This window comes from Nocardioides anomalus, assembly GCF_011046535.1.
Classification (GTDB): Bacteria; Actinomycetota; Actinomycetes; order Propionibacteriales; family Nocardioidaceae; genus Nocardioides; species Nocardioides anomalus.
On sequence record NZ_CP049257.1, the window covers coordinates 2,137,519 to 2,163,105 of the forward strand.

Below are 25,587 nucleotides of genomic sequence, written 5' to 3' on the forward strand. Positions count from 1 at the left end.
GAGCCCTGCGTGCCGACCCCAGTGACTCTGCGCGACGTCGCCGCCGCGACCGGTGTGCACGCCTCGACGGTGTCGCGCATCCTGCGCGGCGACCGGCACCGGGTGCGGCCGGAGACCGCGGAGCGGGTCCTCAGCTACGCCGCGGAGGTGGGCTACACCGCGAACCGCTGGGCCGCGAGCCTGCGCAGCGGGCGGACCAACGTCCTGGGGATGCTGGTGCCGCGCATCACCGACGCTGTGCTGGCGACGGTCTTCGAGTCGTTCGAGCAGGCCGCGGCCCGAGCCGGGTTCATGTCGCTGGTGGCGAGCACCCGGGACGTCCAGGAGAACCGCGCCGAGGGGATCCGACGCTTCGTCGAGCAACGCGTCGACGGCATCGTGGTCGCCGACGCCCGGCTCACCGATCCCGAGCTGCTCGCGATCCACGCGGCCGGCACCCCCCTGGTCCTGGCGAGCAGGCGTACCGCCGGCATCCCCTTCGTCGTCAGCGACGACGTCGGCGGCGGTCGACTGGCTGGTCGCCACGTGGGCGACTCCGGGGCCCACCGGGTCGCCGTGCTGGCCGGACCGGAGTACGCGAGCACGGCGACGGAGCGGACCGAGGGCTTCCTGGCGGGCCTGGCCGAGTCCGGAGGGCCGCACGAGGTGACGGTGCGGCACTCGGGCTTCGACCTCGAGGCCGGTCAGGCGACCATGGAGGAGATCCTCAGCCACGAGGAGAAGCCGGACGCGGTCTTCGCCGTCAACGACTTCGCGGCGATCGGCGCGATGTCGACGCTGGCTCGGCACGGACTCCAGCCCGGCCGCGACGTCGCGGTCGTGGGCTACAACGACATCGCCATCAGCGGCGAGCTGCTCGTCCCCCTGACCAGCGTCCGTGCCGACCTCGACGCCATGGGTCGGCTCGCCTTCGAGTCCGTCCGCAGCGCGATCGAGGGCCAGCCGGTACCGGACCACCTCGTCCCGACCGAGCTGGTGGTCCGAGAGTCCAGCGTCGGTCCGGGACGCCGGTGAGCCTCGAGGGCTCCTGGTCCCGGTGGCGCTCCCGCTTGGCGGACCGTCTGCGGCGTGATCCGTTGGCCGATCCTGCGGTACGCCGCAAGGCCACCCTGGTGCTGGTCGACGACCTCGCCGGCGGGCTCGCGGCCACGGCCCACCCGGAGGTCTCGGCGTTCGCACACCGAACCGGTCACCGGACCGGCGGCGAGGCGACGGTGCTGGCCGGCGGCCGGGGGTCCCGGGAGCGGGCGGCCGCGGCCAACGCGGTCGCGATCGGCTGGGACGAGCTCGACGGCGGGTACCGCCCCGCGCCGTGCCACGGCGGGCTGTACGCCGTCCCGGCCGCGCTCGCGGAGGCGGAGGCCACCGGCGCCCGCGTCGACGACCTCCTGTCCGCTCTCGTGGTCGGCTACGAGCTGGCCGCTGCGGTGGCCGAGGCGTTCCCCCCGGCGCCGGCCCTCGAGCTCCACCCCCACGCCGCCCTGGCGCCCGTCGGTGCCGCTGCCGCGGTGACCTGGCTGCGCACCCGGAGCTCCGCCGCTGTGCTGGCGGCCGGCGACGCCGCGATCACCCTCGGTGCCCGGGGTCCCTTCCAGCACGCCACGCGGGGGCTCCTGGTCCGCAACGTGTGGGCCGGGGCGGGCGCCCAGCAAGGGTTCCTGGCCGCGGACGCGGCCGGTGCGGGTCTCGGGGCCGACGCAGGCGCCCTGCTGGACGTGCTGGCTCCTCGCACGCCGTTCGTGGACGCCCTGCCCGACACCGACTGGGCCGTCCTGGCGGCGTACCACAAGACCTACGCGGCCTGTCAGTACGCACACGCCGCCATCGAGGCGGCCCTCGCCCTCGCAGCGACGGTGCGGCCCGAGGACGTCCGCGAGGTCGCGGTCGAGACCCACCCGCTCGCCCTGGCCCTCGAAGGAACCGCACCGCAGACCGTGCTGGCCGGGAAGTTCTCCGTCCCCCACGCGGTCGCCGCGGTGCTCGTCGCCGGGCGAGCAGACCCGGACGTGTTCGGCGCGGAGCTCCTGCACCACCCGGCCGTGGCCGCCCTCCGCACTGCGACGTCCTTGGGCCCCCTCCAGCCCCTGCCGGCGCCACCCCACGACCGGGCGGCCCGCGTCACCGTGCACCTGGTCGGCGGCGGTGTGCGCACCGAGACGTGCCTGAGCGCGAAGGGCAGCCCGGACCGGCCGCTGAGCGAGGCCGACGTCCTCGACAAGGCCGGCCGGCTCACCACGGGAGTGGCTCCGGGCTTCGTCGGCGAGGCGACCCGCACGCTCTCCGGCGTGCGTGGTGACGTCACCGCGGGTGACTGGCTGCGCTCCCTGATCGCGCCGGCCTGAGCCGGCCCCGCTCGCGGTGGACCGAGCGGCTGAGCCGGCCCCGAGGGGGTCGGCGAGCACCGGTCGTGTGCTGTTCCTGGTGTCCGAGGGGGGACTTGAACCCCCACGCCCTATACGGGCACTAGCACCTCAAGCTAGCGCGTCTGCCAATTCCGCCACCCGGACGAGTGCGCCGGGAACGATAGCAAACGCCGGCCCCCGTCCCCGCATCGCGGGAGGGGGTCCGTGACATGCTCGGGCCATGGCTGACCAGAGCGCGGAGCAGAGCGCCGGGGAGGCGGAGGTCGTCGAGCTGTGCCGCGACCTGATCCGCATCGACACCAGCAACTTCGGGGACGACTCGGGGCCGGGGGAGCGCAAGGCGGCGGAGCACGTGGCGGCGCTGCTCGAGGAGGTCGGGATCGAGACCCGGACCTACGAGTCCGAGCCCGGCCGTACGTCGGTCATGGCCCGGTGGGGCGGCGAGGAGGGCGAGGGGCTGCTGCTCCACGGCCACCTCGACGTGGTGCCGGCCGAGGCCTCGGACTGGCGCCACGACCCGTTCGCGGGCGAGGTCGAGGATGGCTACCTGTGGGGCCGCGGCGCGGTGGACATGAAGGACTTCGACGCGATGCTGCTGGCCGTGGTGCGCCAGCGCCAGCGCGAGGGCCGGGTGCCGTCGCGGCCGGTGGTGCTGTGCTTCACCGCCGACGAGGAGGCGGGCGGCCACCGCGGCGCGGAGGTGCTGGTCAACGAGCACCGTGAGGAGTTCGAGGGCGTCACCGCGGCGGTGGGCGAGGTCGGTGGCTTCAGCACCACGGTGCGCGACCAGCGGATCTACCTCATCGAGGCGGCCGAGAAGGGCATGGCCTGGATGAAGCTCACGGCCCGGGGGACGGCGGGCCACGGCTCGATGATCAACCCGGACAACGCGGTCACCCGGATCACCGCGGCGGTGGCCCGACTGGGCGCCCACGAGTGGCCGGTGCGGCTGACGCCCACCATGCAGGTGCTGCTCGGGGTGGTCGCGGACCTGGCCGGCACCGAGGTGACCCCGGAGAACGCCCGCGAGCTGGTCGGTGAGTTCGGCGGCGCCAGCCGGATGCTCGGCGCCGTGCTGAGCAACACCGTCAACCCGACGATGCTCGGCGCCGGCTACAAGGTGAACGTCGTGCCGACCGAGGCCACTGCGCACGTCGACGCGCGCAGCCTGCCCGGCTACGAGGACGAGTTCCGCGACACCCTGCGCGAGCTGCTGGGCGACGGGATCGACGTGGAGTACCTCTCCGACCAGCAGCCCTGGGAGACGCCGTACGACGGCGAGCTGGTCGACGCGATGCACCGCAGCCTGCTGGCCGAGGACCCCGGGGCCGTCGTGGCGCCGTACCTCATGAGCGGGGGCACCGACGCCAAGCACTTCCGCAAGCTCGGGATGCGCTCCTACGGCTTCGCGCCGCTGCGGCTGCCCGCCGACCTGGACTTCACCGCGCTGTTCCACGGCGTCGACGAGCGGGTCCCGACCGACGCGCTGGAGTTCGGCGTCCGGGTCATGGACCGGTTCCTCGAGGAGATCTGACTAGGCGGTCCGCACGGCCCGGATGATCCGGCGCCGCAGGATGACCCGGCGGGTGCCGTCGGCGGTGATCCGGACCCGGTCGAGCTCCCAGCCGCCGTGCTCGGCGCGCTCGACCAGCAGCTTGGTCACCACGTTGCGCGAGAACTCGCGGCTGAAGGTGACCTTGTCGAACTCCCACTCGACCCCGCGCCCCAGGCGCGCCGCGTGCCGGTTGCTCACCGGCGCTCCGCGGACGCGTCGTCGAGGGCCTCCATCAGCTCCGGAGGCAGGGTGCGCTGCTCCACGGCGAGCACCTGGCGCAGCTGGCCCGCGGTCCGGGCGCCGACGATGGGCGCGGTGACGCCGGGCCGGTCGCGCACCCAGGCGATCGCGACCTCCGGCGGCTTCCAGCCGAGCCCGTCGGCCGCCTTGACCACCGCCTCCACGACGTACGACGAGCTCTCGTCGCGGTAGCCGTCGACCCACTGCGACATCTCCGAGGCGCCGCGGGAGTCGGCCGGCGTGCCGGAGCGGTACTTGCCGGTCAGCACCCCACGCCCCAGCGGCGACCAGGGCAGGATGCCGAGGCCCAGCTCCTGCGCGGCCGGGACGACCTCGTGCTCGATGCCGCGGTTGAGCAGGGAGTACTCCACCTGGGTCGAGACCAGCGGCGCCCGGCCGAGGGCCTGCTGCCAGGTCGCGGCCTGGGCGGTGCGCCAGCCGGACCAGTTCGACACGCCGACGTACGCCGCGCGCCCGGACGACACCGCGGTGTCCAGGGCCGACAGCGTCTCCTCGACCGGGGTGGCGTCGGACCACACGTGCACCTGCCACAGGTCGACCGAGTCGAGCTGGAGACGCCGCAGCGACTCGTCCAGGCAGCGCAGCAGGTAGCCGCGCGAGGTGTCCATGACCCGCTGGCCGCGCCGCATCCCGACGCCGGCCTTGGTGGCGACGACCACGTCGTTGCGGTCCACGACCGTGCCGAGCAGCCGGCCGAGCAGCTCCTCGGAGGCGCCGCCGGCGTAGGTGTGGGCGGTGTCGAGCAGCGTCCCGCCGGCGTCGACGAACGCCGTCAGCTGCTCGCGCGCCTCGTGCTCGTCGGTCTGGTTGCCCCAGGTCATCAGCCCCAGGCCGAGCCGCGAGACCGAGAGTCCGGAGCGACCGAGGGACCTGTGCTGCACGCCCACCAACCTAGTAGGTGCCCTCCACCCCGGAGCGCCCGCGACACGGTCTGGGACCGGGGGCACTAGCGTGGCCCACCGTGTCCGAGTTCCTCAAGGCCGTGGTGCTCGGCGTCATCCAGGGGCTGACGGAGTTCCTCCCGATCTCCAGCAGCGCCCACCTGCGCATCTACCCCGAGCTGTTCGGCTGGGGCGACCCCGGCGCGGCGTTCACCGCGGTCATCCAGATCGGCACCGAGCTCGCCGTGCTCCTCTACTTCCGCCACGACATCTGGCGGATCGTGAGCACCTGGGTGCGGTCGCTGTTCAAGCCGGAGTACCGCGGCCACCTGGACGCCCGGATGGGCTGGTACATCATCCTCGGCACCCTCCCGATCGTGGTCCTGGGCGTGCTGCTCCAGGACACCATCGAGTCCCACTTCCGCAGCCTCTGGCTGATCGGGACGACCCTCATCGTGCTCGGCGTCGTGCTCGGCGTCGCCGACCGCGTCGGGCCCACCGACCGCACCATCAAGCAGCTCACCCTGCGCCACGCCGTGCTCATGGGGCTGGCCCAGGCGCTGGCCCTCATCCCGGGCGTCTCGCGCTCCGGCGCCACCTTGTCCATGGGCCGCTTCCTGGGCTACGACCGCGAGGCCGCGACCCGCTACGCGTTCCTGCTGGCCATCCCGGCGGTCATCGGGGCCGGCGTCTTCGAGCTCAAGGACGTCCCGGGCGGCGACAACCCCTACGGCTGGGGGCCGACGATCGTGGCCACGGTGGTCTCCTTCGTCGTCGGGTACGCCGCGATCGCGTGGCTGCTGCGCTACGTCACCACCCGCTCGTACACGCCGTTCGTGGTCTACCGCATCGCCCTCGGCGCGCTGACGCTGATCCTGGTCGGCGCCGGCGTCATCGCGGCGTGAGCGGCTAGAGCCAGCCGCTGCGCTTGAACAGCACCCACAGGAAGCCCGAGATCCCGAACATCAGCAGCACCGCGAGCGGGTAGCCGAACTCCCAGCCCAGCTCGGGCATGTGCTGGAAGTTCATGCCGTAGACGCCCGCGATCAGCGTCGGGGCGGCGGCCAGGGCGACGCCGGCGGAGATCTTGCGCATGTCGTCGTTCTGCTGGACGGTGATCCGCGCCAGGTGGGCGTCGAAGGCCGTGGAGAGCAGCGCGTCGAGGCTGTCCACGACCTCCGCGGCCTGGTTGAGGTGGTCGAAGACGTCGCGGAAGAACGGCGCGGAGTCGCGGGTCACGCCGTGGACCAGCCCGTCGGCGAACTTGCGCATCGGCTCGCGCAGCGGCATCACCGCGCGCCGGACCTCGGCGATCTCGCGCTTGAGCACGTAGATGCGGGTGGAGTCGTTGGTGCGGGCGGGGGAGAAGACCGAGGTCTCGATCTCGTCCACGTCGACCTGGAGGTCGTCGACCACCTCGACGTAGCCGTCGACCACGGAGTCGCACACGGCGTAGATGACCGCGGACGGCCCGTGGTCGAGCACCGCGGCCTGGCCCTCGAGGCGGCTGCGGGCCGAGTGCAGCTCCGAGCCGCGGCCGTGGCGCACGGTGATGACGAAGTCGGCGCCGGCGAACAGGTTGATCTCCCCGGTCTCGACCGCGTCCTCGGCGTCGACGTACCAGAGCGTCTTGAGGGTAAGGAACAGGCTGTCGTCGTAGCGCTCGAGCTTGGGCCGCTGGTGGGAGTTGAGGGCGTCCTCGACGGCCAGCGGGTGCAGCCCGAAGGCCGCGGCGACGTCGCCGAGCTCGCCCTCGCTGGGCTTGTAGAGCCCGACCCAGACGAAGTCGCCGGCCTCCTCGACCCCGGCCCGCAGCTTGTCGAACTCGTGCGGGAAGCAGTCGACCTCGACCCGCTCGCCCTTGCGGTAGAGCGCGCTGTCGACGATCACCCTCCCACGGTAGTGCCCGTACTGTTCCCGGCGTGGCAACGGTGATCCTCGTGCGACACGGGCGGACGACGGCCAACTCCTCGGGCGTCCTGGCCGGTCGTACGCCGGGCGTGCGGCTCGACGACGTGGGCACGGCCCAGGCCCAGCGCACGGCCGAGCGGCTGGCGGTGGTCCCGCTGGTCGCGGTGGTCAGCAGCCCGCTCGAGCGGTGCCGGCAGACCGCCAAGGCCATCCTCAAGGCCCAGGAGGGCACCCCGACGACGGCCACCGAGCGCGGGATCACCGAGTGCGACTACGGCACCTGGCAGGGGCGCTCGCTGCGCGACCTGGCCAAGGAGCCGCTGTGGAAGACCGTCCAGCAGCAGCCGTCGGCCGCCGCCTTCCCCGAGGGGGAGTCGATGGCGACGATGCAGGCGCGCTCGGTGTCCGCCGTACGCCGGCTGGACGCGCTCCACGAGGCCGAGCACGGCCCCGGCTCGGTGTGGGTCGCGGTCAGCCACGGCGACATCATCAAGTCGGTGCTGGCCGACGCCCTGGGCATGCACCTGGACCTGTTCCAGCGCATCCAGGTGGACCCGGCGTCGGTGTCGATCGTGCGCTACACCGGGACCCGGCCCTACGTGCTGGCCACCAACACGCACGCCGGCGACCTGTCCTGGCTGAAGCCCCCGCCGCCCGCGAAGCGGACCCGGAAGAAGGCCGGGTCCGGGACCGCTGCGGACGGCGGGCAGGACGCCGCCGTGGGTGGAGGCGCCGGTCCCTCCGCGGGCGCGTGACCGGCCTGCCTAAGGTGTCAGCATGCCGCTGATCCACGGATTCGACCCGCCGGAGCGCTTCGTCACCGGCACCGTCGGCCCGCCCGGCCAGCGCACCTTCTTCCTGCAGGCCCGCAGCGGCGCGCGCATCACCAGCGTGTCCCTGGAGAAGCAGCAGGTCGCGGCCCTCAGCGAGCGGATCGACCAGCTCCTCGACGAGGTGATGACCAGCGACTCGACCGAGTCGGTCGTCCCCGCGGTCGCCCCGCTGGGGCTGGAGGACTCCGCCCCGCTGGAGCAGCCGATCGAGGAGGAGTTCCGGGCCGGGACCATGACGCTGTCCTGGGACCCCGACGACGAGCGCGTGGTCATCGAGGTCTTCCCCTACACCGAGGCCGCCGTGGTCAGCCCCGATCAGCTCGACGAGGAGCTGACCGAGCCCGAGCCCGACGAGGTCTTCCTGGTCCGGCTCGACGCGGGCGCGGCCCGCGCCTTCGTCAAGCGCGCCGAGCAGGTGCTGGAGGCGGGGCGGCCGAACTGCCCCTTCTGCGGCAACCCGATCGACCCCGAGGGTCACCTGTGCGTGCGCGCCAACGGCTTCCGGCGACGGGACCCCACCGGCTCGTGACCGGCTCGACCGGCGGTGCGCCCACCGCGGAGCTCCAGGACGGCGAGCTCGTCCTCCACGGCCGGATCATGCCGGCGTCCAACGCCACCTTCCTCGGCGAGATCGACGGGGCCAAGGTGGTCTACAAGCCGGTCTCGGGCGAGCGTCCGCTCTGGGACTTCCCGGACGGGACCCTGGCCGACCGCGAGGTGGCGGCGTACCTCGTCTCCGAGGAGCTCGGCTGGGACGTCGTGCCGCCGACCTGGCTGCGTGAGGGCCCGCACGGGCTCGGCATGGTCCAGCTGTGGCGCGAGCCGGACCCGGACCAGGAGGCGGTGACCCTGGTCCACGAGGGCGAGCTGCCCCCGGGCTACCTGCACGTCTTCGACGGCGTGGACGGCCGCGACCTGCCGGTCTCGCTGGTCCACGAGGACACCGAGCCGCTGCGCCGGATGGCCGTCTTCGACGTGGTGGTCAACAACGCCGACCGCAAGGGCGGCCACGTCCTGGAGATGACCGACGGCCACCGGCACGGCGTCGACCACGGCATCACCTTCCACGTCGAGCACAAGCTGCGCACCGTGCTGTGGGGCTGGCTCGGCTACGCGATCCCGTCGGAGGACCTCGAGGAGGTGCTGCGCGTCGGCCAGGCGCTCGCCGGCCCGCTCGGCGACACGCTCTCGGCGCACCTGACCGACCTGGAGATCGAGACGGCGGCGACCCGGTGCCGGCGGCTGGTGGAGCGCGCGGTCATGCCGGCGCCCCGGGGCTCCTACCCGGCCATCCCCTGGCCGCCCTTCTGACCTCGCCGTGACCGCCCACCCTTAGGCTTCCGGCATGCGTGCGTGGACGGCCCCCGAGGTCCCTGAGCTCCCCGTGGCGGGACCGCCGGTGGTGCTCTTCGACACCGCGACGCAGACCGAGGTGGAGACCCGCCCCGACGGCCCGGCCCGGATGTACGTCTGCGGCATCACGCCGTACGACGCCACGCACATGGGCCACGCCGCGACGTACGTCGGCTTCGACCTGCTCAACCGCGCGTGGCGCAACGCCGGGCACGAGGTCGTCTACACCCAGAACATCACCGACGTGGACGACCCGCTGCTCGAGCGCGCGACCAAGGTCGGCGTGGACTGGACCGAGCTGGCCGAGCGCGAGACCGAGCTGTTCCGCCAGGACATGCAGGCCCTGCGCGTGCTCCCGCCCGACCACTACATCGGCGCGGTCGAGTCGATCCCGCTCGCCGTGGCCATGATCGAGCGCCTGCAGGAGAAGGGCGCGGTCTACCGGGTCGAGGACGACCTCTACTACTCCGTCACCGCCGACCCGGCCTTCGGCCAGGAGTCCGGCTACGACCGCGAGAAGATGCTCGCGCTGTTCGGTGAGCGCGGTGGCGACCCCGACCGGCCCGGCAAGAGGGACCCGCTCGACTGCGTCGTCTGGCGCGGTCCGCGCGAGGGCGAGCCGTCCTGGGACAGCCCGCTCGGCCCCGGGCGCCCCGGCTGGCACATCGAGTGCGCCGCCATCAGCCACGAGACCCTCGGCGTGGCTTTCGACGTCCAGGCCGGCGGCAGCGACCTGGTCTTCCCACACCACGAGATGTGCGCCGGCCACGCCCAGGTCGCCGACCCCTCCGGGCCGTTCGCCCAGGTGTACAGCCACGCCGGGATGGTGGCCTACGACGGCGAGAAGATGTCGAAGTCCAAGGGCAACCTGGTCTTCGTCTCGGCGCTGCGCAACAGCGACGTCGACCCCATGGCCATCCGCCTGGTGCTGCTGCGCCACCACGTCCGCTCGGACTGGGAGTGGCTGGACAGCGAGCTCTGGGAGGCCGTCGACACGCTCGCCGACTGGCGACGCGCGCTGGCCCTCGGCGCCGGCGCCCCCGCCGAGCCGGTCGTCACCGAGGTGCTGGCCGCGCTGGCCGACGACCTCGACGCCCCGCGCGCCGTCGCCGCCGTCCAGGGCTGGGTGGACGCCACCCTCGGCGTCGCCGGTCACCTGGCCGACGCCAGCGACGAGAACGCGGCGCCGCAGGTCCACGCCGTCCTGGACGCGGCCCTGGGGCTCGCGCTGTAGGAGCTACTCGCCCTGGCGCCGCTTGAGGTAGCGCTCGAACTCCCGGGCGATGGCCTCGCCCGAGGCCTCGGGGAGCTCGGTGGTGTCGCGGGTCTCCTCCAGCGAGCGGACGTACTCCGCGACGTCCTCGTCCTCCTCGGCCAGCTCGTCGACGCCGCGCTCCCACGCGCGGGCGTCCTCGGGCAGGTCGCCGAGAGGGATCGAGGCCTCGAGCAGGTCCTCGAGCTGGCCGAGCAGCGCGAGCGTGGCCTTGGGGCACGGCGGCTGGGCGACGTAGTGGGGGACCGCGGCCCAGTAGGACACCGCGGGGATGTCGAGCCGGCCGCAGGCGTCCTGGAGCACCCCGACGATGCCGGTCGGCCCCTCGTACGTCGACTCCTGCAGCTTGAGCCGGTCGACCAGCTCGGGCTCGGTGGCGGTGCCGGAGACGGGGATCGGCCGGGTGTGCGGGGTGTCGGCGAGCAGCGCGCCGAGGGTGACCACGAGCTGGCCGCCCAGGTCGTCGCAGGCGGCGAGAAGCTCGGCGCAGAACAGCCGCCACTTCATGTTCGGCTCGATGCCGCGCAGCAGGATGATGTCGCGGTCCAGGTCGGGCGGGGACGCGATGGCGATCTGGGTGCCGGGCCAGGTGACGCTGCGGTGGCCGGCGGGGTCGGTGCCGACCAGCGGCCGGTTGACCTGGAAGTCGTAGTACTCGTCCGGGTCGATGGCCCCGACGACCCGCGCGTTCCACACCCGCATGAGGTGGTCCACGGCCGAGGAGGCGGCGTCCGCGGCGTCGTTCCAGCCCTCGAACGCCGCGATGACGACGGGGTCCACCAGCTCGTGGACGTCGTCGAGCTCAATCACTCCTCGAGTCTAGATCTGTGCCGTCAATTCGGGTCGCGGCGCCGCGCGGTGCCACCATTCGGATAGGCGTTCCACCAGGTGGACGCGGGTCCGTAGCGTGGGAACCGACCTCGGGGAGGAGTCCGGCATGAGCGAGCAGCACTGGCGTCCCGACGCCACCGACGCGCTCACCGCAGCCCTCGAGCAGCGGATCCTGGTCATCGACGGCGCCATGGGCACGGCGATCCAGCGCGACCGCCCGTCCGAGGCGGGCTACCGCGGCGAGCGGTTCGCCGACTGGCCCAGCGACCTGCAGGGCAACAACGACCTGCTCACGCTGACCCAGCCCGAGATCATCGCCGGCATCCACCGCGAGTACCTCGAGGCCGGCGCGGACGTGCTGGAGACCAACACCTTCAACGCCAACGCCATCTCGCTGAGCGACTACGGCATGGACGAGCTGGCCTACGAGCTGAACGTCGCGGCGGCTCGGCTGGCGCGAGGCGTGGCCGACGAGTTCGCCACCGAGGAGCGCCCGCGCTACGTGGCCGGCGCCCTCGGCCCGACCACGCGCACGGCGAGCATCAGCCCCGACGTCAACGACCCCGCGGCCCGCAACGTCACCTTCGACCAGCTCGTCGCGGCGTACACCACCGCGGCCCAGGCGCTGCTCGACGGGGGCGCCGACCTGCTGCTCATCGAGACGATCTTCGACACCCTCAACGCCAAGGCCGCGATCTTCGCCGTCGAGTCGGTCTTCGAGCAGGCCGGTCGCCGCTGGCCGGTGATCGTCTCCGGCACCATCACCGACGCCTCCGGCCGCACGCTGTCCGGCCAGGTCACCGAGGCCTTCTGGGACTCTGTGCGCCACGTCAAGCCGCTGGCCGTCGGGCTCAACTGTGCGCTCGGCGCCAAGGAGATGCGGCCCTACATCGAGGAGATGGCGCGGGTCGCCGACTCCTTCGTCTCCTGCTACCCCAACGCCGGGCTGCCCAACGCCTTCGGGGAGTACGACGAGGCGCCGGAGGAGACGGCGGCGATCATCGAGGAGTTCGCGCAGGCGGGCTTCGTCAACCTGGTCGGCGGCTGCTGCGGGACCACCCCGGCGCACATCCGCGCCATCGCCGAGGCGGTGGCGGACAAGCAGCGCCGCGCGACCCACGACCTCGAGCCGGCCATGCGCCTGTCCGGGCTCGAGCCGTTCACAATCAGCGAGGACAGCCTCTTCGTCAACGTCGGCGAGCGGACCAACATCACCGGGTCGGCGAAGTTCCGCAACCTGATCAAGGCCGGCGACTACGACGCCGCCCTGACGGTGGCCGCGCAGCAGGTCGAGAACGGCGCGCAGGTCATCGACATCAACATGGACGAGGGCATGATCGACGGCGTCGCGGCCATGGACCGGTTCACCCGGCTCGTGGCCAGCGAGCCCGACATCAGCCGGGTCCCGGTGATGGTCGACTCCTCCAAGTGGGAGGTCATCGAGGCCGGCCTGAAGAACGTCCAGGGCAAGCCGATCGTGAACTCGATCTCCATGAAGGAGGGCGAGGAGAAGTTCAAGGAGCAGGCCCGCCTGTGCCGCAAGTACGGCGCGGCCGCGGTGGTCATGGCCTTCGACGAGGACGGACAGGCCGACAACCTCGAGCGCCGCAAGGCGATCTGCGAGCGGGCCTACCGGATCCTCGTGGACGAGGTCGACTTCCCGCCCGAGGACATCATCTTCGACCCCAACGTGTTCGCCGTCGCGACGGGCATCGAGGAGCACGCGTCGTACGGCCTGGACTTCATCGAGGCCACCCGCTGGATCAAGCAGAACCTGCCCGGCGCCAAGGTCTCCGGCGGCATCTCCAACGTCAGCTTCAGCTTCCGCGGCAACAACCCCGTCCGCGAGGCCATCCACGCCGTGTTCCTGTACCACGCGATCGGCGCCGGGCTGGACATGGGCATCGTGAACGCCGGCGCGCTGGCGGTCTACGACGAGGTCGAGCCCGAGCTCCGGACGAGGATCGAGGACGTCGTCCTCAACCGCCGCCCCGACGCCGCCGAGCGGCTGCTCGAGATCGCCGAGTCCTACAACAAGCAGGGCGAGGAGGCCGAGAAGACGGCCGAGGAGTGGCGCTCGCTGCCCGTCGAGGGGCGGATCACGCACGCTCTGGTCAAGGGGCTCGACGCCTGGGTCGAGGCCGACACCGAGGAGCTGCGCCAGCACATCGCCGAGCGCGGCGGCCGCCCGATCGAGGTCATCGAGGGACCGCTCATGGCCGGCATGGACGTGGTCGGCGACCTGTTCGGCAGCGGCAAGATGTTCCTGCCCCAGGTGGTGAAGTCCGCGCGCGTGATGAAGAAGGCCGTCGCCTACCTCATCCCCTTCATCGAGGAGGAGAAGCTCACCAACCCCGAGCTCGCCACCCAGAAGGACACCAACGGCACCATCGTCATGGCCACGGTGAAGGGCGACGTCCACGACATCGGCAAGAACATCGTCGGCGTCGTGCTGCAGTGCAACAACTACGAGGTCATCGACCTCGGGGTCATGGTGCCGGCCCAGAAGATCCTGGACACCGCGGCCGAGGTCGGCGCCGACATCATCGGCCTGTCCGGGCTCATCACGCCCTCGCTGGACGAGATGGTGCACTTCGCCAACGAGATGCAGCGCCTGGAGATGGACATCCCGCTGCTCATCGGCGGCGCCACCACCTCGCGCGCGCACACCGCGGTCAAGGTCGACCCGCGCTACGACGGCCCGGTCGTCTGGGTCAAAGACGCCTCGCGCTCGGTCCCGACCGCGGCCGCGCTGCTCCACGACGAGCGCCGGGTCAAGCTGCTGGCCGACGTCAAGGACGACTACGACGCGCTGCGCACCCGCCACGCCGCCAAGAACGACCGCCCGCAGCTCACCTACGACGCGGCCAAGGCCAACGCCACGCCGGTCAACTGGTCGGCGTACCAGCCCCCCGCCCCGGCGCAGGGTCTCGGCGTGCACGTCCTCGACGACTACGACCTGGCCGAGCTGCGCGAGTACATCGACTGGCAGCCGTTCTTCAACGCCTGGGAGATGAAGGGGAAGTTCCCCGACATCCTCAACAGCCCGACTCAGGGCGAGACCGCCCGCAAGCTGTACGACGACGCGCAGGCCATGCTCGACCGCATCGTCGAGGAGCGCTGGATCGCCGCGCGCGGGGTCTACGGCTTCTTCCCGGCCGGCGCCGACGGCGACGACGTGGTGGCCTTCACCGACGCCTCCCGCACCGAGCGGCGCGCCGTCCTGCACCACCTGCGCCAGCAGGGCCAGCACCGCGAGGGCGTGCCCAACCGGGCGCTCGCGGACTACGTCGCGCCCCTGGAGACCGGGCTGCCGGACCACGTCGGCGCGTTCGCGGTGACCGCCGGGATCGGGCTGCCGGAGCGGGTCCAGGCGTTCAAGGACGACCTCGACGACTACAACGCGATCCTCATCGAGGCGCTGGCCGACCGGCTGGCCGAGGCCTTCGCCGAGCGGCTGCACCAGCGGGTCCGCACCGAGTTCTGGGGCCACGCCGCCGACGAGACGCTGTCCAACGCTGACCTCATCGCCGAGCGCTACTCCGGCATCCGCCCGGCGCCGGGCTACCCCGCCTGCCCGGACCACACCGAGAAGCTCACCCTCTGGGACCTGCTCGACGTCCAGGAGAACACCGGCATCGAGCTGACCGAGTCGATGGCCATGTGGCCGGGCGCCTCGGTCTCCGGCTTCTACTTCAGCCACCCGCAGGCGCAGTACTTCGTGGTGGGCCGGCTCGGTCGCGACCAGGTCGCCGACTACGCCGAGCGCAAGGGCTGGACGCTGGCCGAGGCCGAGCGCTGGCTCTCGCCCAACCTCGGCTACGACCCGGAGGACTGAGCCCGTGCAGGCGGTCCTCTGGGACATGGACGGGACGCTGGTCGACACCGAGCCGTACTGGATCGAGGTCGAGCACGGCATGGCCGCGAAGTACGGCGGCGAGTGGACCGACGCCGACGCCATGCAGATGGTCGGCAACAACCTGGTGGACTCCGGGCGCTACATGCAGCAGCGCTGGGGCGTCGACCTCACCCCCGAGCAGATCGTCGAGGAGCTCCTCGACGGGGTGGTGGCGATGGTGCAGTCCGACGTGCCCTGGCGTCCCGGCGCCCGGGAGCTGCTCGACGAGCTCGTGGCCGACGGCGTGAGGTGCGCGCTGGTCACCATGTCCTACGAGCGCTTCGTGGCCCCGATCCTGCGCCAGCTGCCGCCGGAGACCTTCCGGGTGGTGGTCACCGGCGACCAGGTCGAGTTCGGCAAGCCCCACCCGGAGCCCTACCTCACCGCCGCCGCCGCCCTCGGCGTCGAGCCCGGCGAGTGCGTGGCCATCGAGGACTCCAACACCGGCGCCAAGTCCGCGGAGGCCGCCGGCTGCACCGTGCTGGTGGTCCAGCACCACGTGCCGGTGCTCGAGGGCCCGCGCCGGGTCTTCCGCGACACGCTGGCCGGGATGGGCGTCGCCGACCTGCGCTCGCTGTCGGTCTAGGGCTACTGGCCCCGGCTGTCCGGGTCCACACCCGCGAAGCGCAGGAAGCCGGTGAGGTCGTAGCCCGACCCACCCGGACCGAGCGTCGGCGTCCACGACGGCTGCCGGTTGAGGTACGACGTGGGGTCGGCCAGCAGCAGCCCGAGCACGGTCTCGGCCACGATCCGCCCGCCGACCGGCCCGAGGAACTGGCCGTCGTTCACCAGGTCGGCCTCACGCAGGACGTAGAGCCACAGCGGCGTGGAGCGGTCCAGCCGGTGGCCGTACGCCGCGAGGTCGGCCAGGTCCGCCCGGGCGAGCGGCTCGACGCCGAGCTCGCGCGCCACCGCCTGCCCGCTGGGCAGCGACCAGGTGAGGTGCCGCAGCAGGGTGCGCTGGGGGAGGGCGGTCGGGCCGGGCGCGCCGGGGACGTGGGCGATGGCCGAGGTCGGCAGCGCGAACAGCGGCGTGGACAGCGTGGTGTCGATGACCTTGTTGGGTCGCACGTCCGCCGCGTGCGTGCCGCCGAAGTCGAAGAACGTCTGCCACCCGACGAAGCGCCGCGGCGCACGAAAGCCGCCGCGCAGGTCACCCGGGTCGCTCGCCGGGCCCTGCCCGTCCGGCACCACGACGCGGGAGTCGAAGACCAGGCCGAAGAACGGGCTCCCGCCGTCGCCGGCCAGGTTGGCCCGGTAGGACGGGCGGACCATGCTGTGGCCGAAGCGGTACGCCGCGCCGGAGAACTCGACGGGCACCGCACCGCCCTGCCGCGCGGCGTACGCCCGGGCGCCGTGGCGCAGCACCCGCCCCACGAGCCGGTCGCCAACGAAGTTCGGCAGCACCCGGTTGACCACCAGCCACTGCCAGTGCCACACGGTGAGCCCGCGGGCACGCTCGAAGCTGTCCTGCGGGTCCTCGCCGGCCACCCGGGTGGCGTCGACGGCCCGGTTGTGGAAGCACAGGAACGCCGCGTGCAGGCCGCTCACGATGAGGTTGGAGTCGTTGCGCGGGTCGGCGACCACGGCCGAGCCGTCCGCGCGGCGCGGCAGGTCCTCGAACTGCCCGCCGCTCTCCACCCGCAGCTTGACCGGGTCGGCCGGGTCGTAGAGCTCGCTCTGGGCCACCGGCCCCAGCCCGTAGACCGAGTCCAGGTCCAGCCGCGGCGAGCGCACGTTGGTGGTGCGACCCGGCTCGGTCGCCACCGCGAGCCGGGAGGTGGCGTCGAAGGTCAGGTCGTGGTCGAGGAACTGCCCGACGAAGGTCATCCCCGCCGTGTCGTGCGGGTTGTTGCGGTTGACCAGGCTCAGTGCCGGGTCGGTGATGAGCTTGACCGGACCGCCGTCCGGGCCGAACAGGTCGTCGCCCGCGTCGAGCGGTCCGCCGGGCGCGCCGATCGCCGTCAGCGCTGCGCGCAGGGACGCGGTGTTGTCGGCGAACGCCGGCAGCCGCGGGAACATCCGGCCGAACGTCGTCGGGTCACCGCCGCCGGCTGACCCGCCCCCCATCGGGCAGCCGCCGGCGGCGTGGGCCGTCCCGCTCGTCGTGGTGCGGGCCAGGGCGGCCGCCCCGACCCCGGAGGCCAGGCCCGCCTGGAGCAGGCGGCGGCGTGGGAGCTCGGCCATGGACGTTCCTCTCGACGCATCCCCGCGCGGTCAGGTCGAGAGCGAGGAGCGCCGACGAGCTGAGCCTGATACGTCAAGAGGGGCTCAGCTGCCCCGCAGTCGCCTCCGCAGCCGGCGCCAGCGCCGCCGCACGTCCCGACGGAGCCGGGTCCAGCGGGTCGGCGGCGCGGGCATGGGCAGCACCTGGCCGCCGAAGGCCGGGCAGTGGGCCTTGTAGTCGCACCAGTCGCACTGGCGGCCGGGGCTGGGCTCGAAGACGCCGGTGCGCCGCGACTCCTCGATGGCGGCCCAGATCGCGTCGACCTTGCGCTCGGTGGCCAGCAGGTCCTGCTCGTCGGGCTCGTAGCGGACCATCTCGGAGGTCTCGCCGAGGTAGACCAGCTGGAGCATGGACGGCACGACCCCGCGGCTGCGCCACAGCACGAGCGCGTAGAGCCGCAGCTGGAACAGCGCCTTCTGCTCGAAGCCCTCGCGGACGGCCGACGCGGTCTTGTAGTCCACGATGCGCAGCGACCCGTCGGGCGCCTGGTCGAGCCGGTCGATGACGCCGCGCAGGGTGAGCCCGGAGGGCAGGGTGGCCTCGACCCACGCCTCGCGCTCGGCCGGCTCGAGGCGGGTCGGGTCCTCCAGGACGAACCAACGGTCGATGACCTCGTGGGCCGAGGCCAGCCAGGTCGGCTCGTCGAGGGTCGCGGCCACGTCGCGCACCTGCGCGGAACGCGCGCGGAGCGCCTCCCAGGCCGGGTCGACCAGGGCGTGGGCGGCGGCCGGGGTCCGCTCCGGCGCGGGCAGGTCGAAGATGTCCTCGAGGACCTGGTGGACCAGCGTCCCGCGCACCGCGTCGGGCGAGGAGGAGCTGGGCAGCCGGTCGATGGTGCGGTAGCGGAACAGCAGCGGGCAGGACAGGAAGTCGCCCGCGCGGCTGGGGGAGAGCGCGGCACCGACCATGAGCGGCACGCTAGCCGGGGCCACGGACAGCGGTCGGATAGCGTTCGGGTGTGTCCGGCACCCAGGCGAGCCCCAAGGCGCCGCGCCCGGCGGGCACCATCAAGATCGGCACCCTGGCCGGCAGCGACGTGCTGGTCTCCTCCTCGTGGTTCGTGATCGCGGCCATCATCGCGGTGGCGGTCGCCCCGCGCGCGGAGGAGGCGCACCCCGGCCTGGGCGCGTGGGCGTACGTCGCGGGCTTCGTCTTCGCCGTCGTCCTCTACGGCTCGGTGCTGCTGCACGAGGCCTCGCACGCCTACGTCGCGCGGCACTACGGCTTCCCGGTCACCGCCATCACGCTGCACTTCCTGGGCGGGCTGACCTCGATCGACGCCGAGGCCAAGAAGCCGCGCCAGGAGTTCTGGATCGCCGTGGTCGGCCCGCTGACCAGCCTCGCGGTCGGGTTCGCCGCGCTCGGCCTGTGGTTCGTCGTGCCCGACGGCCTGCTGCTCCTGGTCATCGAGGGCCTGGCCTTCGGCAACCTGATGGTGGGCGCGCTCAACCTGGTGCCGGGCCTGCCGCTCGACGGCGGCCGGGTGCTGAAGTCCGCGGTCTGGCAGGCCACCGGGAGCGTCCACCGCGGCACGGTCGTCGCCGCGTGGGGCGGCCGGGTGACCGCGATCGCGGTGCTGCTCTGGCCGTTCCTGCGCCGCGCGCTGTTCGGCATCGACCCCCAGCTGTTCGACCTGATCCTGGCCTTCGTCATCGCCTTCTTCCTCTGGAACGGCGCCAGCGCGTCGCTGCAGTCCGCGCGCATCCGCCGCCGGCTGCCCGCCCTCGTGGCCCGCCGCCTGGCCCGCCCCGCCCTGTCGGTCCCCGAGGACCTCCCGCTCGCCGAGGCCGTGCGCCGCGCGCAGGAGGCAGCCGCGACCGCCATCGTCACCGTGACCAGCGCCGGACGCCCGGTCGGGGTGGTCAACGAGGCGGCGCTGGCCGCGACACCGGAGGAGCGCCGGCCCTGGCTGGCCACGTCCACCGTCGCCCGCAGCGTCGACGACGGCCTCACCCTGCCCGTCGGCCTGGCCGGCGAGGACCTGGTCCGCGCCATGAACCGCGCCCCCGCCTCGGAGTACCTCCTCGTCGAGGACGACGGCTCGGTCTTCGGCGTCCTCACCACCGCCGACGTCGACCGCGCCTTCCGCGAGGTCCCCGCATGACCCAGGAGACGGGCGGGGGCACGGAGCCGGGCACCGAGGACTGGTCGGGCGTGCACCGCGGACCCCTGCGCCCCGGCGAGTGGGTGCGGCTCATCGACAGCAAGGGCCGCAAGCACAACTTCTGCCTCGAGGCGGGCAAGCGCTTCTTCTCCAACAAGGGCCACCTCGAGCACGACGAGCTCCTCGGCCGCGAGGAGGGCTTCACCGTCAAGTCCTCCGGCGGCGGCGAGTACCTCGTGTTCCGGCCGCTGCTCTCGGAGTTCGTCATCTCGATGCCGCGCGGCGCCGCGGTCGTCTACCCCAAGGACTCCGCCCAGATCATCGCCATGGCCGACGTCTTCCCGGGCGCGCACGTGGTCGAGGCCGGCGTGGGCTCCGGGGCGCTCACCTGCTCCCTGCTGCGCGCGGTGGGCCCGACCGGGCGGGTCTCCTCCTTCGAGCGGCGCGAGGAGTTCGCCGACGTCGCCCGCCGCAACGTCATCCAGTTCTTCGGCGGCGACCACCCCGCCTGGTCGCTGCGGGTCGGCGACCTGGCCGAGGAGCTGCCCCGCTCCGGCGAGCGGGCCGACCGGATCATCCTCGACATGCTGGCGCCCTGGGAGTGCCTCGAGGCGGCCGCCGACGCGCTGCGCCCCGGCGGCATCGTCTGCGCGTACGTCGCCACGACGACCCAGCTGAGCCGCTTCGTCGAGACCGTGCGCCTGCACGGCGGCTTCACCGAACCCGCCGCCTGGGAGTCGCTGGTCCGCGACTGGCACGTCGAGGGCCTCGCGGTCCGGCCCGGCCACGCCATGATCGGGCACACGGCGTTCCTCGTCACCGCCCGCCGGATGGCACCGGGGGAGAGGACGCTGCTCAAGAAGCGCCGCCCGGCGCCCGGCGCCTACGGCCCGGACTACCAGGGCCCGCGCCCGCCCGGCGTACCCGTCGAGGACCCGGAGAGCTGAGCGCAACAGCGGGGCAACCTGCTGGCAACCGGCACGGTGTTCATTTCGTGACCAACACCGCGTGGACTTCCGCTTGGTGGACGAGTTTGCGCGAGTAGGGTCGAAAGCACCCACAGGAGGTGACACCCATGACTGCCTACGACGGTTCCACGGGCGGCCGCAGTGCCGAGGAGCTCACGAGCCAGGTGCGCTTCCTCGAGGCCGAGGTCGCCGACCTGCGCCGCCGCCTCAACGAGGCGCCCACCGGCTCGCGCGGGCTCGAGCTCCGGCTCGCCGACGCGCAGCGCTCGCTGGCCGCCGTGACCAGCCAGAACGAGCGGCTGGCCGGCACCCTGCGCGAGGCGCGCGACCAGATCACCAAGCTCAAGGAGGAGGTCGACCGGCTGGCCCAGCCGCCGGCCGGCTTCGGCACCTTCCTGGCCCGCAACGACGACGACTCCATCGACGTGTTCACCGGCGGGCGCAAGCTGCGGGTGAACGTCAGCCCCAGCGTCGACCTCGACACCCTCCAGAAGGGGCAGGAGGTCATGCTCAACGAGGCGCTGAACGTCGTGGCGGCGCTGGAGTTCGAGAAGGCCGGCGAGGTCGTGATGTTCAAGGAGCTGCTCGCCGACGGCGACCGCGCCCTGGTCATCGCCAGCGCCGACGAGGAGCGCGTGGTGCGCCTGGCCGAGCCGCTCAAGCAGGACACCATCCGCGCCGGCGACTCGCTGCTGCTCGACCCCCGTGCGGGCTACGTCTACGAGAAGGTCCCGAAGTCCGAGGTCGAGGAGCTGGTCCTCGAGGAGGTCCCGGACATCGCCTACGAGTCGATCGGTGGCCTCAAGGGCCAGATCGAGACCATCCAGGACGCCGTCGAGCTGCCCTACCTGCACCCCGAGCTGTTCAAGGAGCACGAGCTCAAGCCGCCCAAGGGCGTGCTGCTCTACGGCCCGCCCGGCTGCGGCAAGACCCTCATCGCCAAGGCCGTGGCCAACAGCCTGGCCAAGAAGGTCGCGGCCAAGACCGGCCAGGAGGGCAAGTCCTACTTCCTCAACATCAAGGGCCCCGAGCTGCTCAACAAGTACGTCGGCGAGACCGAGCGCCACATCCGCCTGGTCTTCCAGCGGGCCCGGGAGAAGGCCAGCGAGGGCACGCCCGTCATCGTGTTCTTCGACGAGATGGACTCGCTGTTCCGCACCCGTGGCTCGGGCGTCTCCTCCGACGTGGAGAACACCATCGTCCCGCAGCTGCTGAGCGAGATCGACGGTGTCGAGCTGCTGGAGAACGTCCTGGTCATCGGCGCCTCCAACCGCGAGGACATGATCGACCCCGCGATCCTGCGCCCCGGGCGCCTCGACGTGAAGATCAAGATCGAGCGGCCCGACGCCGAGTCCGCGCGCGACATCTTCAGCAAGTACCTCACCACCACGCTGCCCCTGCACGCCGACGACCTCGGCGAGTTCGGCGGCGACCGCGACGCCACGGTCAACGCGATGATCCAGGCCACCGTCGAGCGGATGTACACCGAGACCGAGGAGAACCGCTTCCTCGAGGTGACCTACGCCAACGGCGACAAGGAGGTCCTGTACTTCAAGGACTTCAACTCCGGCGCGATGATCCAGAACATCGTCGACCGGGCCAAGAAGATGGCCATCAAGGACTTCCTCGACCTCCAGCAGCACGGGCTGCGCGTCTCGCACCTGCTCCAGGCCTGCGTGGACGAGTTCAAGGAGAACGAGGACCTCCCCAACACCACCAACCCCGACGACTGGGCCCGGATCTCCGGCAAGAAGGGCGAGCGGATCGTCTTCATCCGCACGCTCATCACCGGCAAGCAGGGCACCGAGCCCGGCCGCTCGATCGACACCGTCCCCAACACCGGCCAGTACCTCTAGTCCGGAACCTTCTCCCGCCGTACGCCGAAGCGAAGGCCTAGTCTGGGAACTCCTGACGGCGCTCGCGCGTCGGAAGGGGACAACCCGTCTGGGAGGCGTCGTGGTCGCACTGCTGGTGGTCGTCGGGATCCTCGTCGTGGTCGGCGCGCTCGGCTGGTGGGGCTCTCGCCGGTCCAGGCGTCAGCTCCCCGGCCCCGGGAACGCGCAGGACTCGGCCCGCGGCGAGGCCTACCTCCGCGGGCAGCAGCACCACGTGGACGACCTGGGCCCGCACCTGTGACCGGGTCCCTCGTGGCGCTCGCGGTCGTGCTGCTGACCGTCGGCGGCGTGGCCTGGTGGGGCCTGTCCGCACCCCGCCCCACGGGCTCGCGCCTCCAGCGCTCGGCCGAGCGGGCCGATCGGCCCGGGCAGGAGCCGCGGCGCCAGCCCGGCGACGCCGGCACCGGGCTCATCCTGTGACCAGGAGGACGCGATGACGTTCTGGATCGTGGCGGCCGCCGTGGTCGCGGTCCTGGGGGCGCTGGCCTGGTGGACCAGCGGTCGCTCGAAGCGGACCGCGTTCGACCCGCACAGCAGCCTGCTCGGGTCCGACGCCTACCGGCGCTCGGTCGAGAACCAGACGCGGTTCGACCCGGGCGGCCCGTTCAGCCAGTGACGTCGGCGACGGTCGCGTCCAGCGCGACCAGCAGCGCGCCGGCGTCGACGGTGAGACCGACCCCGGGCGCGCCCGCGCCGAGGCTGATCCGCCCGCTGATGGAGGCGTCGGCCACCACCCGGAGCGCCGTCCGGCTGCCGAGTGGCGTGATGGTCCCGCGGCGGTAGCCCGTCACGTCGTACGCCGCGTCCGCGGACGCCATGGTCAGCCGGTTGACACCCAGCAGCGCACGCAGCTGGGGCCAGGCGATCTCGCGGTCGCCGGGCACCAGCACGAAGACGTGCTCGTCCGCGCTGACGCGGACCACCATCGTCTTGACCAGCTGGTGCGGGGAGACGCCGCGGGCCGCCGCGGCCTCGGCCAAGGAGCCGACCGGCCCGTGGCGCGCCACCTCGTAGGCCAGGCCCAGCGCGTCGGCGGCGGCCGCCGCCGGGACGTCGGGGTCCGCGCTCACGCCCGCACCGCCACCGCCCGCGTGGTGAACCCCCACGGCCGGCTCGCCGCCGGGCCGGGCAGGTAGGACTGCTCGACGCCGGTGACCCGGAAGCCGGCGGCCGCCAGGAGCGCGGGCACGTCGCGGGTCAGGTGGCAGCCGCCGGCGACCCGGCGCTGCAGCGGCTCGAGGCGGCGCTGCCAGCGCGCGACCCCTGGCTCGGGCGCGAGCCCGTGCTCCAGGACGTGCAGCGTGCCACCGGGGCGCAGCACGCGGCGCACCTCGCCCAGGGCGGTGGCCGGGTCGGGGAGGGTGCAGAGCGTGAACGTCGCCAGCGCCGCGTCGTACGTCGCGTCGGGGGCCTCGAGCCGCTGGCCGTCGAGGCCGGTGCGCTCGACGGGCACGGGTGAGCCCGCGCGCCGCCCGGCGGAGAGCGCCCACGCGCGCTCGGACGGCTCGACGGCGTCGACCGCGGTGACGGCGTCCGGGTAGGCGCCGACGTTCAGGCCGCTGCCGAAGCCGACCTCGAGCAGCCGGCCGGAGAGCCCGGCGCAGACCTGCTCGCGCAGCCGCATGACCGGGCGGGTCGAGAGGGAGCGGTCGACGCAGTGCGGCAGCACGCGCTCGGACCACCAGCCCACGTCCTGACGCTACCCGTACGCTGAACGCATGTCGGTCCGACGGGTCATGGGCACGGAGGTCGAGTACGGCATCTCGGTGGTCGGCCAGCCGCTGGCCAACCCGATGGTCGCGTCCTCGCAGGTCGTGAACGCCTACGCCTCGGCCACGGTGCGCGCCCGGCGTGCCCGGTGGGACTTCGAGGAGGAGTCACCGCTGCGCGACGCCCGCGGCTTCGACATGTCGCGCCAGATCGCGGACCCGAGCCAGCTCACCGACGAGGACCTCGGGCTGGCCAACGTCATCCTCACCAACGGGGCCCGGCTCTACGTCGACCACGCCCACCCGGAGTACTCCACGCCCGAGGTCACCACGCCGCGCGACATCGTGCGCTGGGACAAGGCGGGGGAGCAGGTCATGCTCGACGCCGCGCGGCGGGCCGGCCAGCTGCCCGGGGGCACGGCGATCGTGCTCTACAAGAACAACACCGACAACAAGGGCGCGTCGTACGGCGCGCACGAGAACTACCTGATGCGGCGCTCCACGCCGTTCGCCGACATCGTGCGGCACCTGACGCCGTTCTTCGTGAGCCGCCAGGTCGTCACCGGCGCCGGCCGGGTCGGGATGGGCCAGGACGGGCGCGAGCACGGTTACCAGATCAGCCAGCGCGCGGACTTCTTCGAGGTCGAGGTCGGCCTGGAGACCACCCTCAAGCGGCCGATCATCAACACCCGCGACGAGCCGCACGCCGACCCGGAGAAGTACCGCCGCCTGCACGTCATCATCGGCGACGCCAACCTGGCCGAGGTCTCGACGTACCTCAAGATCGGCACCACCGCGCTGGTCCTGGCCATGATCGAGGACCGCTACCTCTCCCGCGACCTCACCGTCGACGGCCCGGTCGCCGCCCTGCGCGCGGTCTCGCACGACCCGACGCTCAAGCAGACGATCACGCTGGCCGACGGCCGCACGCTCACCGGCGTCCAGCTGCAGCTGGAGTACCTCGACCTGGCCAAGAAGTACGTCGAGGACCGGCTCGGCGCCGACGCCGACGAGCAGACCCTCGACGTCCTGGCGCGCTGGGAGTCGGTGCTGGACCGGCTCGAGCGTGACCCGATGCTGTGCGCCTCCGAGCTGGACTGGGTGGCCAAGCTCAAGCTGCTCGAGCAGTACCGCTCGCGCGACGGCCTGGACTGGGACGACGCCAAGCTGCAGCTCATCGACTACCAGTACTCCGACATCCGGCCCGAGAAGGGGCTCTACAACAAGCTCGCCGCGGCGGGCCGGATCGAACGGCTGCTCGACGACGCCGAGGTCGACGCGGCCATGCACGACCCGCCGGAGGACACCCGCGCGTACTTCCGCGGCCGCTGCCTGGAGAAGTTCGCCCCCGAGGTCGCCGCGGCGTCGTGGGACTCGGTCATCTTCGACCTGCCCGGGCGCGAGTCGCTGCAGCGGGTGCCGACCATCGACCCGCTGCGCGGCAGCAAGGCGCACGTCGGGGAGCTGCTGGACCGCTCCGAGACGGCCGAGGCCCTGGTCGCCGAGCTGACCCGCTGAGCCACCC

The 25,587-nt window shown here is 72.7% G+C and carries 25 protein-coding genes and 1 tRNA gene; 17 read left to right on the forward strand and 9 right to left on the reverse strand.

Annotation, left to right across the window (positions count from 1 at the left end; all coding sequences use genetic code 11):
- The first annotated feature begins 9 nt into the window (after window positions 1-9).
- Complete coding sequence (locus tag G5V58_RS10830; RefSeq protein ID WP_165232208.1) at window positions 10-1,014, forward strand: LacI family DNA-binding transcriptional regulator; 1,005 nt, start codon at window positions 10-12, stop codon at window positions 1,012-1,014.
- Between the two features lie 62 nt (window positions 1,015-1,076).
- Window positions 1,077-2,342, forward strand: a complete 1,266-nt coding sequence (locus G5V58_RS10835) for an MmgE/PrpD family protein (protein ID WP_165232211.1) — start codon at window positions 1,077-1,079, stop codon at window positions 2,340-2,342.
- Window positions 2,343-2,419: 77 nt separating this feature from the next.
- Here the strand turns inward: G5V58_RS10835 and G5V58_RS10840 are convergent.
- A tRNA-Leu gene (locus G5V58_RS10840) sits at window positions 2,420-2,507 on the reverse strand.
- A gap of 76 nt (window positions 2,508-2,583) precedes the next feature.
- On the opposite strand from G5V58_RS10840, the gene G5V58_RS10845 reads away from it, so the two are divergent.
- A complete protein-coding gene (locus G5V58_RS10845; RefSeq protein WP_165232214.1) occupies window positions 2,584-3,897 on the forward strand; it encodes a M20/M25/M40 family metallo-hydrolase in 1,314 nt (437 codons plus the stop codon).
- Here the strand turns inward: G5V58_RS10845 and G5V58_RS10850 are convergent, their stop codons facing one another.
- Both G5V58_RS10850 and G5V58_RS10855 read right to left on the reverse strand, forming a co-directional pair.
- Entirely contained in the window at window positions 3,898-4,116 is a 219-nt protein-coding gene (locus G5V58_RS10850; RefSeq protein WP_230487267.1) for a DUF5703 family protein, read from the reverse strand. It abuts the gene before it with no gap.
- Window positions 4,113-5,066, reverse strand: coding sequence for an aldo/keto reductase (locus G5V58_RS10855; RefSeq protein ID WP_230487268.1), 954 nt, complete (start codon window positions 5,064-5,066; stop codon window positions 4,113-4,115). Before G5V58_RS10855 ends, G5V58_RS10850 begins: the two co-directional genes overlap by 4 nt.
- A gap of 74 nt (window positions 5,067-5,140) precedes the next feature.
- Between G5V58_RS10855 and G5V58_RS10860 the strand changes: the two genes are divergently transcribed.
- Entirely contained in the window at window positions 5,141-5,965 is an 825-nt protein-coding gene (locus tag G5V58_RS10860; RefSeq protein ID WP_165232220.1) for an undecaprenyl-diphosphate phosphatase, read from the forward strand.
- Window positions 5,966-5,969: 4 nt separating this feature from the next.
- On the opposite strand, the gene corA is transcribed toward G5V58_RS10860, so the two are convergent.
- Window positions 5,970-6,950, reverse strand: coding sequence for a magnesium/cobalt transporter CorA (gene corA / locus G5V58_RS10865; RefSeq protein ID WP_165232223.1), 981 nt, complete (start codon window positions 6,948-6,950; stop codon window positions 5,970-5,972).
- A gap of 32 nt (window positions 6,951-6,982) precedes the next feature.
- On the opposite strand from corA, the gene G5V58_RS10870 reads away from it, so the two are divergent.
- The 4 genes from G5V58_RS10870 to mshC are packed head-to-tail and all read left to right on the forward strand — an operon-like array spanning window position 6,983 to window position 10,391.
- Complete coding sequence (locus G5V58_RS10870; protein WP_165232226.1) at window positions 6,983-7,726, forward strand: histidine phosphatase family protein; 744 nt, start codon at window positions 6,983-6,985, stop codon at window positions 7,724-7,726.
- A gap of 22 nt (window positions 7,727-7,748) precedes the next feature.
- Window positions 7,749-8,333: a DUF3090 domain-containing protein gene (locus G5V58_RS10875; protein ID WP_165232229.1), complete on the forward strand. Its 585-nt coding sequence runs from the start codon at window positions 7,749-7,751 to the stop codon at window positions 8,331-8,333.
- Window positions 8,330-9,115, forward strand: a complete 786-nt coding sequence (locus tag G5V58_RS10880) for an SCO1664 family protein (RefSeq protein WP_329957566.1) — start codon at window positions 8,330-8,332, stop codon at window positions 9,113-9,115. Before G5V58_RS10875 ends, G5V58_RS10880 begins: the two co-directional genes overlap by 4 nt.
- A 34-nt stretch (window positions 9,116-9,149) precedes the next feature.
- Window positions 9,150-10,391, forward strand: coding sequence for a cysteine--1-D-myo-inosityl 2-amino-2-deoxy-alpha-D-glucopyranoside ligase (gene mshC / locus G5V58_RS10885; protein ID WP_165232232.1), 1,242 nt, complete (start codon window positions 9,150-9,152; stop codon window positions 10,389-10,391).
- Between the two features lie 3 nt (window positions 10,392-10,394).
- Here the strand turns inward: mshC and G5V58_RS10890 are convergent, their stop codons facing one another.
- Window positions 10,395-11,240 (reverse strand): PAC2 family protein, encoded by an 846-nt coding sequence (locus G5V58_RS10890; protein ID WP_165232235.1) that lies wholly within the window; start codon window positions 11,238-11,240, stop codon window positions 10,395-10,397.
- A 127-nt stretch (window positions 11,241-11,367) separates the two neighbouring features.
- Between G5V58_RS10890 and metH the strand changes: the two genes are divergently transcribed.
- A complete protein-coding gene (gene metH / locus G5V58_RS10895; protein ID WP_165232238.1) occupies window positions 11,368-15,099 on the forward strand; it encodes a methionine synthase in 3,732 nt (1,243 codons plus the stop codon).
- 4 nt (window positions 15,100-15,103) lie between these two features.
- Window positions 15,104-15,745, forward strand: a complete 642-nt coding sequence (locus G5V58_RS10900) for an HAD family hydrolase (RefSeq protein WP_230487269.1) — start codon at window positions 15,104-15,106, stop codon at window positions 15,743-15,745.
- Between the two features lie 2 nt (window positions 15,746-15,747).
- Here the strand turns inward: G5V58_RS10900 and G5V58_RS10905 are convergent, their stop codons facing one another.
- Window positions 15,748-17,346, reverse strand: a complete 1,599-nt coding sequence (locus G5V58_RS10905; RefSeq protein WP_165232241.1) for a peroxidase family protein — start codon at window positions 17,344-17,346, stop codon at window positions 15,748-15,750.
- An 84-nt stretch (window positions 17,347-17,430) separates the two neighbouring features.
- Window positions 17,431-18,294 carry a RecB family exonuclease gene (locus G5V58_RS10910; protein ID WP_165232244.1) on the reverse strand — a complete coding sequence of 288 codons (864 nt, stop codon included), beginning with the start codon at window positions 18,292-18,294 and terminating at the stop codon, window positions 17,431-17,433.
- Between the two features lie 50 nt (window positions 18,295-18,344).
- Here G5V58_RS10910 and G5V58_RS10915 point away from each other — a divergent pair, with 50 nt between their 5' ends.
- The 6 genes from G5V58_RS10915 (at window position 18,345) to G5V58_RS10940 (ending at window position 22,969) form a co-directional block, all read left to right on the forward strand.
- Window positions 18,345-19,490 carry a site-2 protease family protein gene (locus G5V58_RS10915; RefSeq protein WP_230487270.1) on the forward strand — a complete coding sequence of 382 codons (1,146 nt, stop codon included), beginning with the start codon at window positions 18,345-18,347 and terminating at the stop codon, window positions 19,488-19,490.
- On the forward strand, window positions 19,487-20,437 hold the full coding sequence (locus G5V58_RS10920; RefSeq protein WP_165232247.1) for a tRNA (adenine-N1)-methyltransferase: 951 nt from the start codon (window positions 19,487-19,489) through the stop codon (window positions 20,435-20,437). The genes G5V58_RS10915 and G5V58_RS10920 overlap by 4 nt, the downstream gene beginning before the upstream one ends.
- 128 nt (window positions 20,438-20,565) lie before the next feature.
- On the forward strand, window positions 20,566-22,314 hold the full coding sequence (arc, locus tag G5V58_RS10925) for a proteasome ATPase (protein ID WP_165232250.1): 1,749 nt from the start codon (window positions 20,566-20,568) through the stop codon (window positions 22,312-22,314).
- 100 nt (window positions 22,315-22,414) lie between these two features.
- Window positions 22,415-22,594 carry a hypothetical protein gene (locus G5V58_RS10930; protein WP_165232253.1) on the forward strand — a complete coding sequence of 60 codons (180 nt, stop codon included), beginning with the start codon at window positions 22,415-22,417 and terminating at the stop codon, window positions 22,592-22,594.
- The gene (locus G5V58_RS10935) at window positions 22,591-22,773 is read left to right on the forward strand and encodes a hypothetical protein (RefSeq protein WP_165232256.1); all 183 of its coding nucleotides are present in this window, start codon (window positions 22,591-22,593) and stop codon (window positions 22,771-22,773) included. The genes G5V58_RS10930 and G5V58_RS10935 overlap by 4 nt, the downstream gene beginning before the upstream one ends.
- Window positions 22,774-22,786: 13 nt before the next feature.
- Window positions 22,787-22,969, forward strand: a complete 183-nt coding sequence (locus tag G5V58_RS10940; RefSeq protein ID WP_165232259.1) for a hypothetical protein — start codon at window positions 22,787-22,789, stop codon at window positions 22,967-22,969.
- On the opposite strand, the gene G5V58_RS10945 is transcribed toward G5V58_RS10940, so the two are convergent.
- Entirely contained in the window at window positions 22,959-23,423 is a 465-nt protein-coding gene (locus G5V58_RS10945) for an aminoacyl-tRNA deacylase (RefSeq protein WP_165232262.1), read from the reverse strand. The two genes, G5V58_RS10940 and G5V58_RS10945, sit on opposite strands and share 11 nt — an antisense overlap.
- Window positions 23,420-24,043 (reverse strand): class I SAM-dependent methyltransferase, encoded by a 624-nt coding sequence (locus G5V58_RS10950; RefSeq protein WP_165232265.1) that lies wholly within the window; start codon window positions 24,041-24,043, stop codon window positions 23,420-23,422. Before G5V58_RS10950 ends, G5V58_RS10945 begins: the two co-directional genes overlap by 4 nt.
- Before the next feature lie 28 nt (window positions 24,044-24,071).
- Between G5V58_RS10950 and dop the strand changes: the two genes are divergently transcribed.
- On the forward strand, window positions 24,072-25,580 hold the full coding sequence (dop, locus tag G5V58_RS10955) for a depupylase/deamidase Dop (protein WP_165232268.1): 1,509 nt from the start codon (window positions 24,072-24,074) through the stop codon (window positions 25,578-25,580).
- The last annotated feature ends 7 nt before the right edge of the window (window positions 25,581-25,587 follow it).

What these genes read in the sequence shown, in the direction of transcription:
- G5V58_RS10845 (WP_165232214.1), top strand. Translation starts at nt 2,584, where the DNA reads ATGGCTGACCAGAGCGCGGAGCAGAGCGCCGGGGAGGCGGAGGTCGTC.
- G5V58_RS10875 (WP_165232229.1), top strand. Translation starts at nt 7,749, where the DNA reads ATGCCGCTGATCCACGGATTCGACCCGCCGGAGCGCTTCGTCACCGGC.
- mshC (WP_165232232.1), top strand. Translation starts at nt 9,150, where the DNA reads ATGCGTGCGTGGACGGCCCCCGAGGTCCCTGAGCTCCCCGTGGCGGGA.
- metH (WP_165232238.1), top strand. Translation starts at nt 11,368, where the DNA reads ATGAGCGAGCAGCACTGGCGTCCCGACGCCACCGACGCGCTCACCGCA.
- G5V58_RS10905 (WP_165232241.1), bottom strand. Translation starts at nt 17,346, where the DNA reads ATGGCCGAGCTCCCACGCCGCCGCCTGCTCCAGGCGGGCCTGGCCTCC.
- G5V58_RS10910 (WP_165232244.1), bottom strand. Translation starts at nt 18,294, where the DNA reads ATGGTCGGTGCCGCGCTCTCCCCCAGCCGCGCGGGCGACTTCCTGTCC.
- G5V58_RS10920 (WP_165232247.1), top strand. Translation starts at nt 19,487, where the DNA reads ATGACCCAGGAGACGGGCGGGGGCACGGAGCCGGGCACCGAGGACTGG.
- arc (WP_165232250.1), top strand. Translation starts at nt 20,566, where the DNA reads ATGACTGCCTACGACGGTTCCACGGGCGGCCGCAGTGCCGAGGAGCTC.
- G5V58_RS10940 (WP_165232259.1), top strand. Translation starts at nt 22,787, where the DNA reads ATGACGTTCTGGATCGTGGCGGCCGCCGTGGTCGCGGTCCTGGGGGCG.
- dop (WP_165232268.1), top strand. Translation starts at nt 24,072, where the DNA reads ATGTCGGTCCGACGGGTCATGGGCACGGAGGTCGAGTACGGCATCTCG.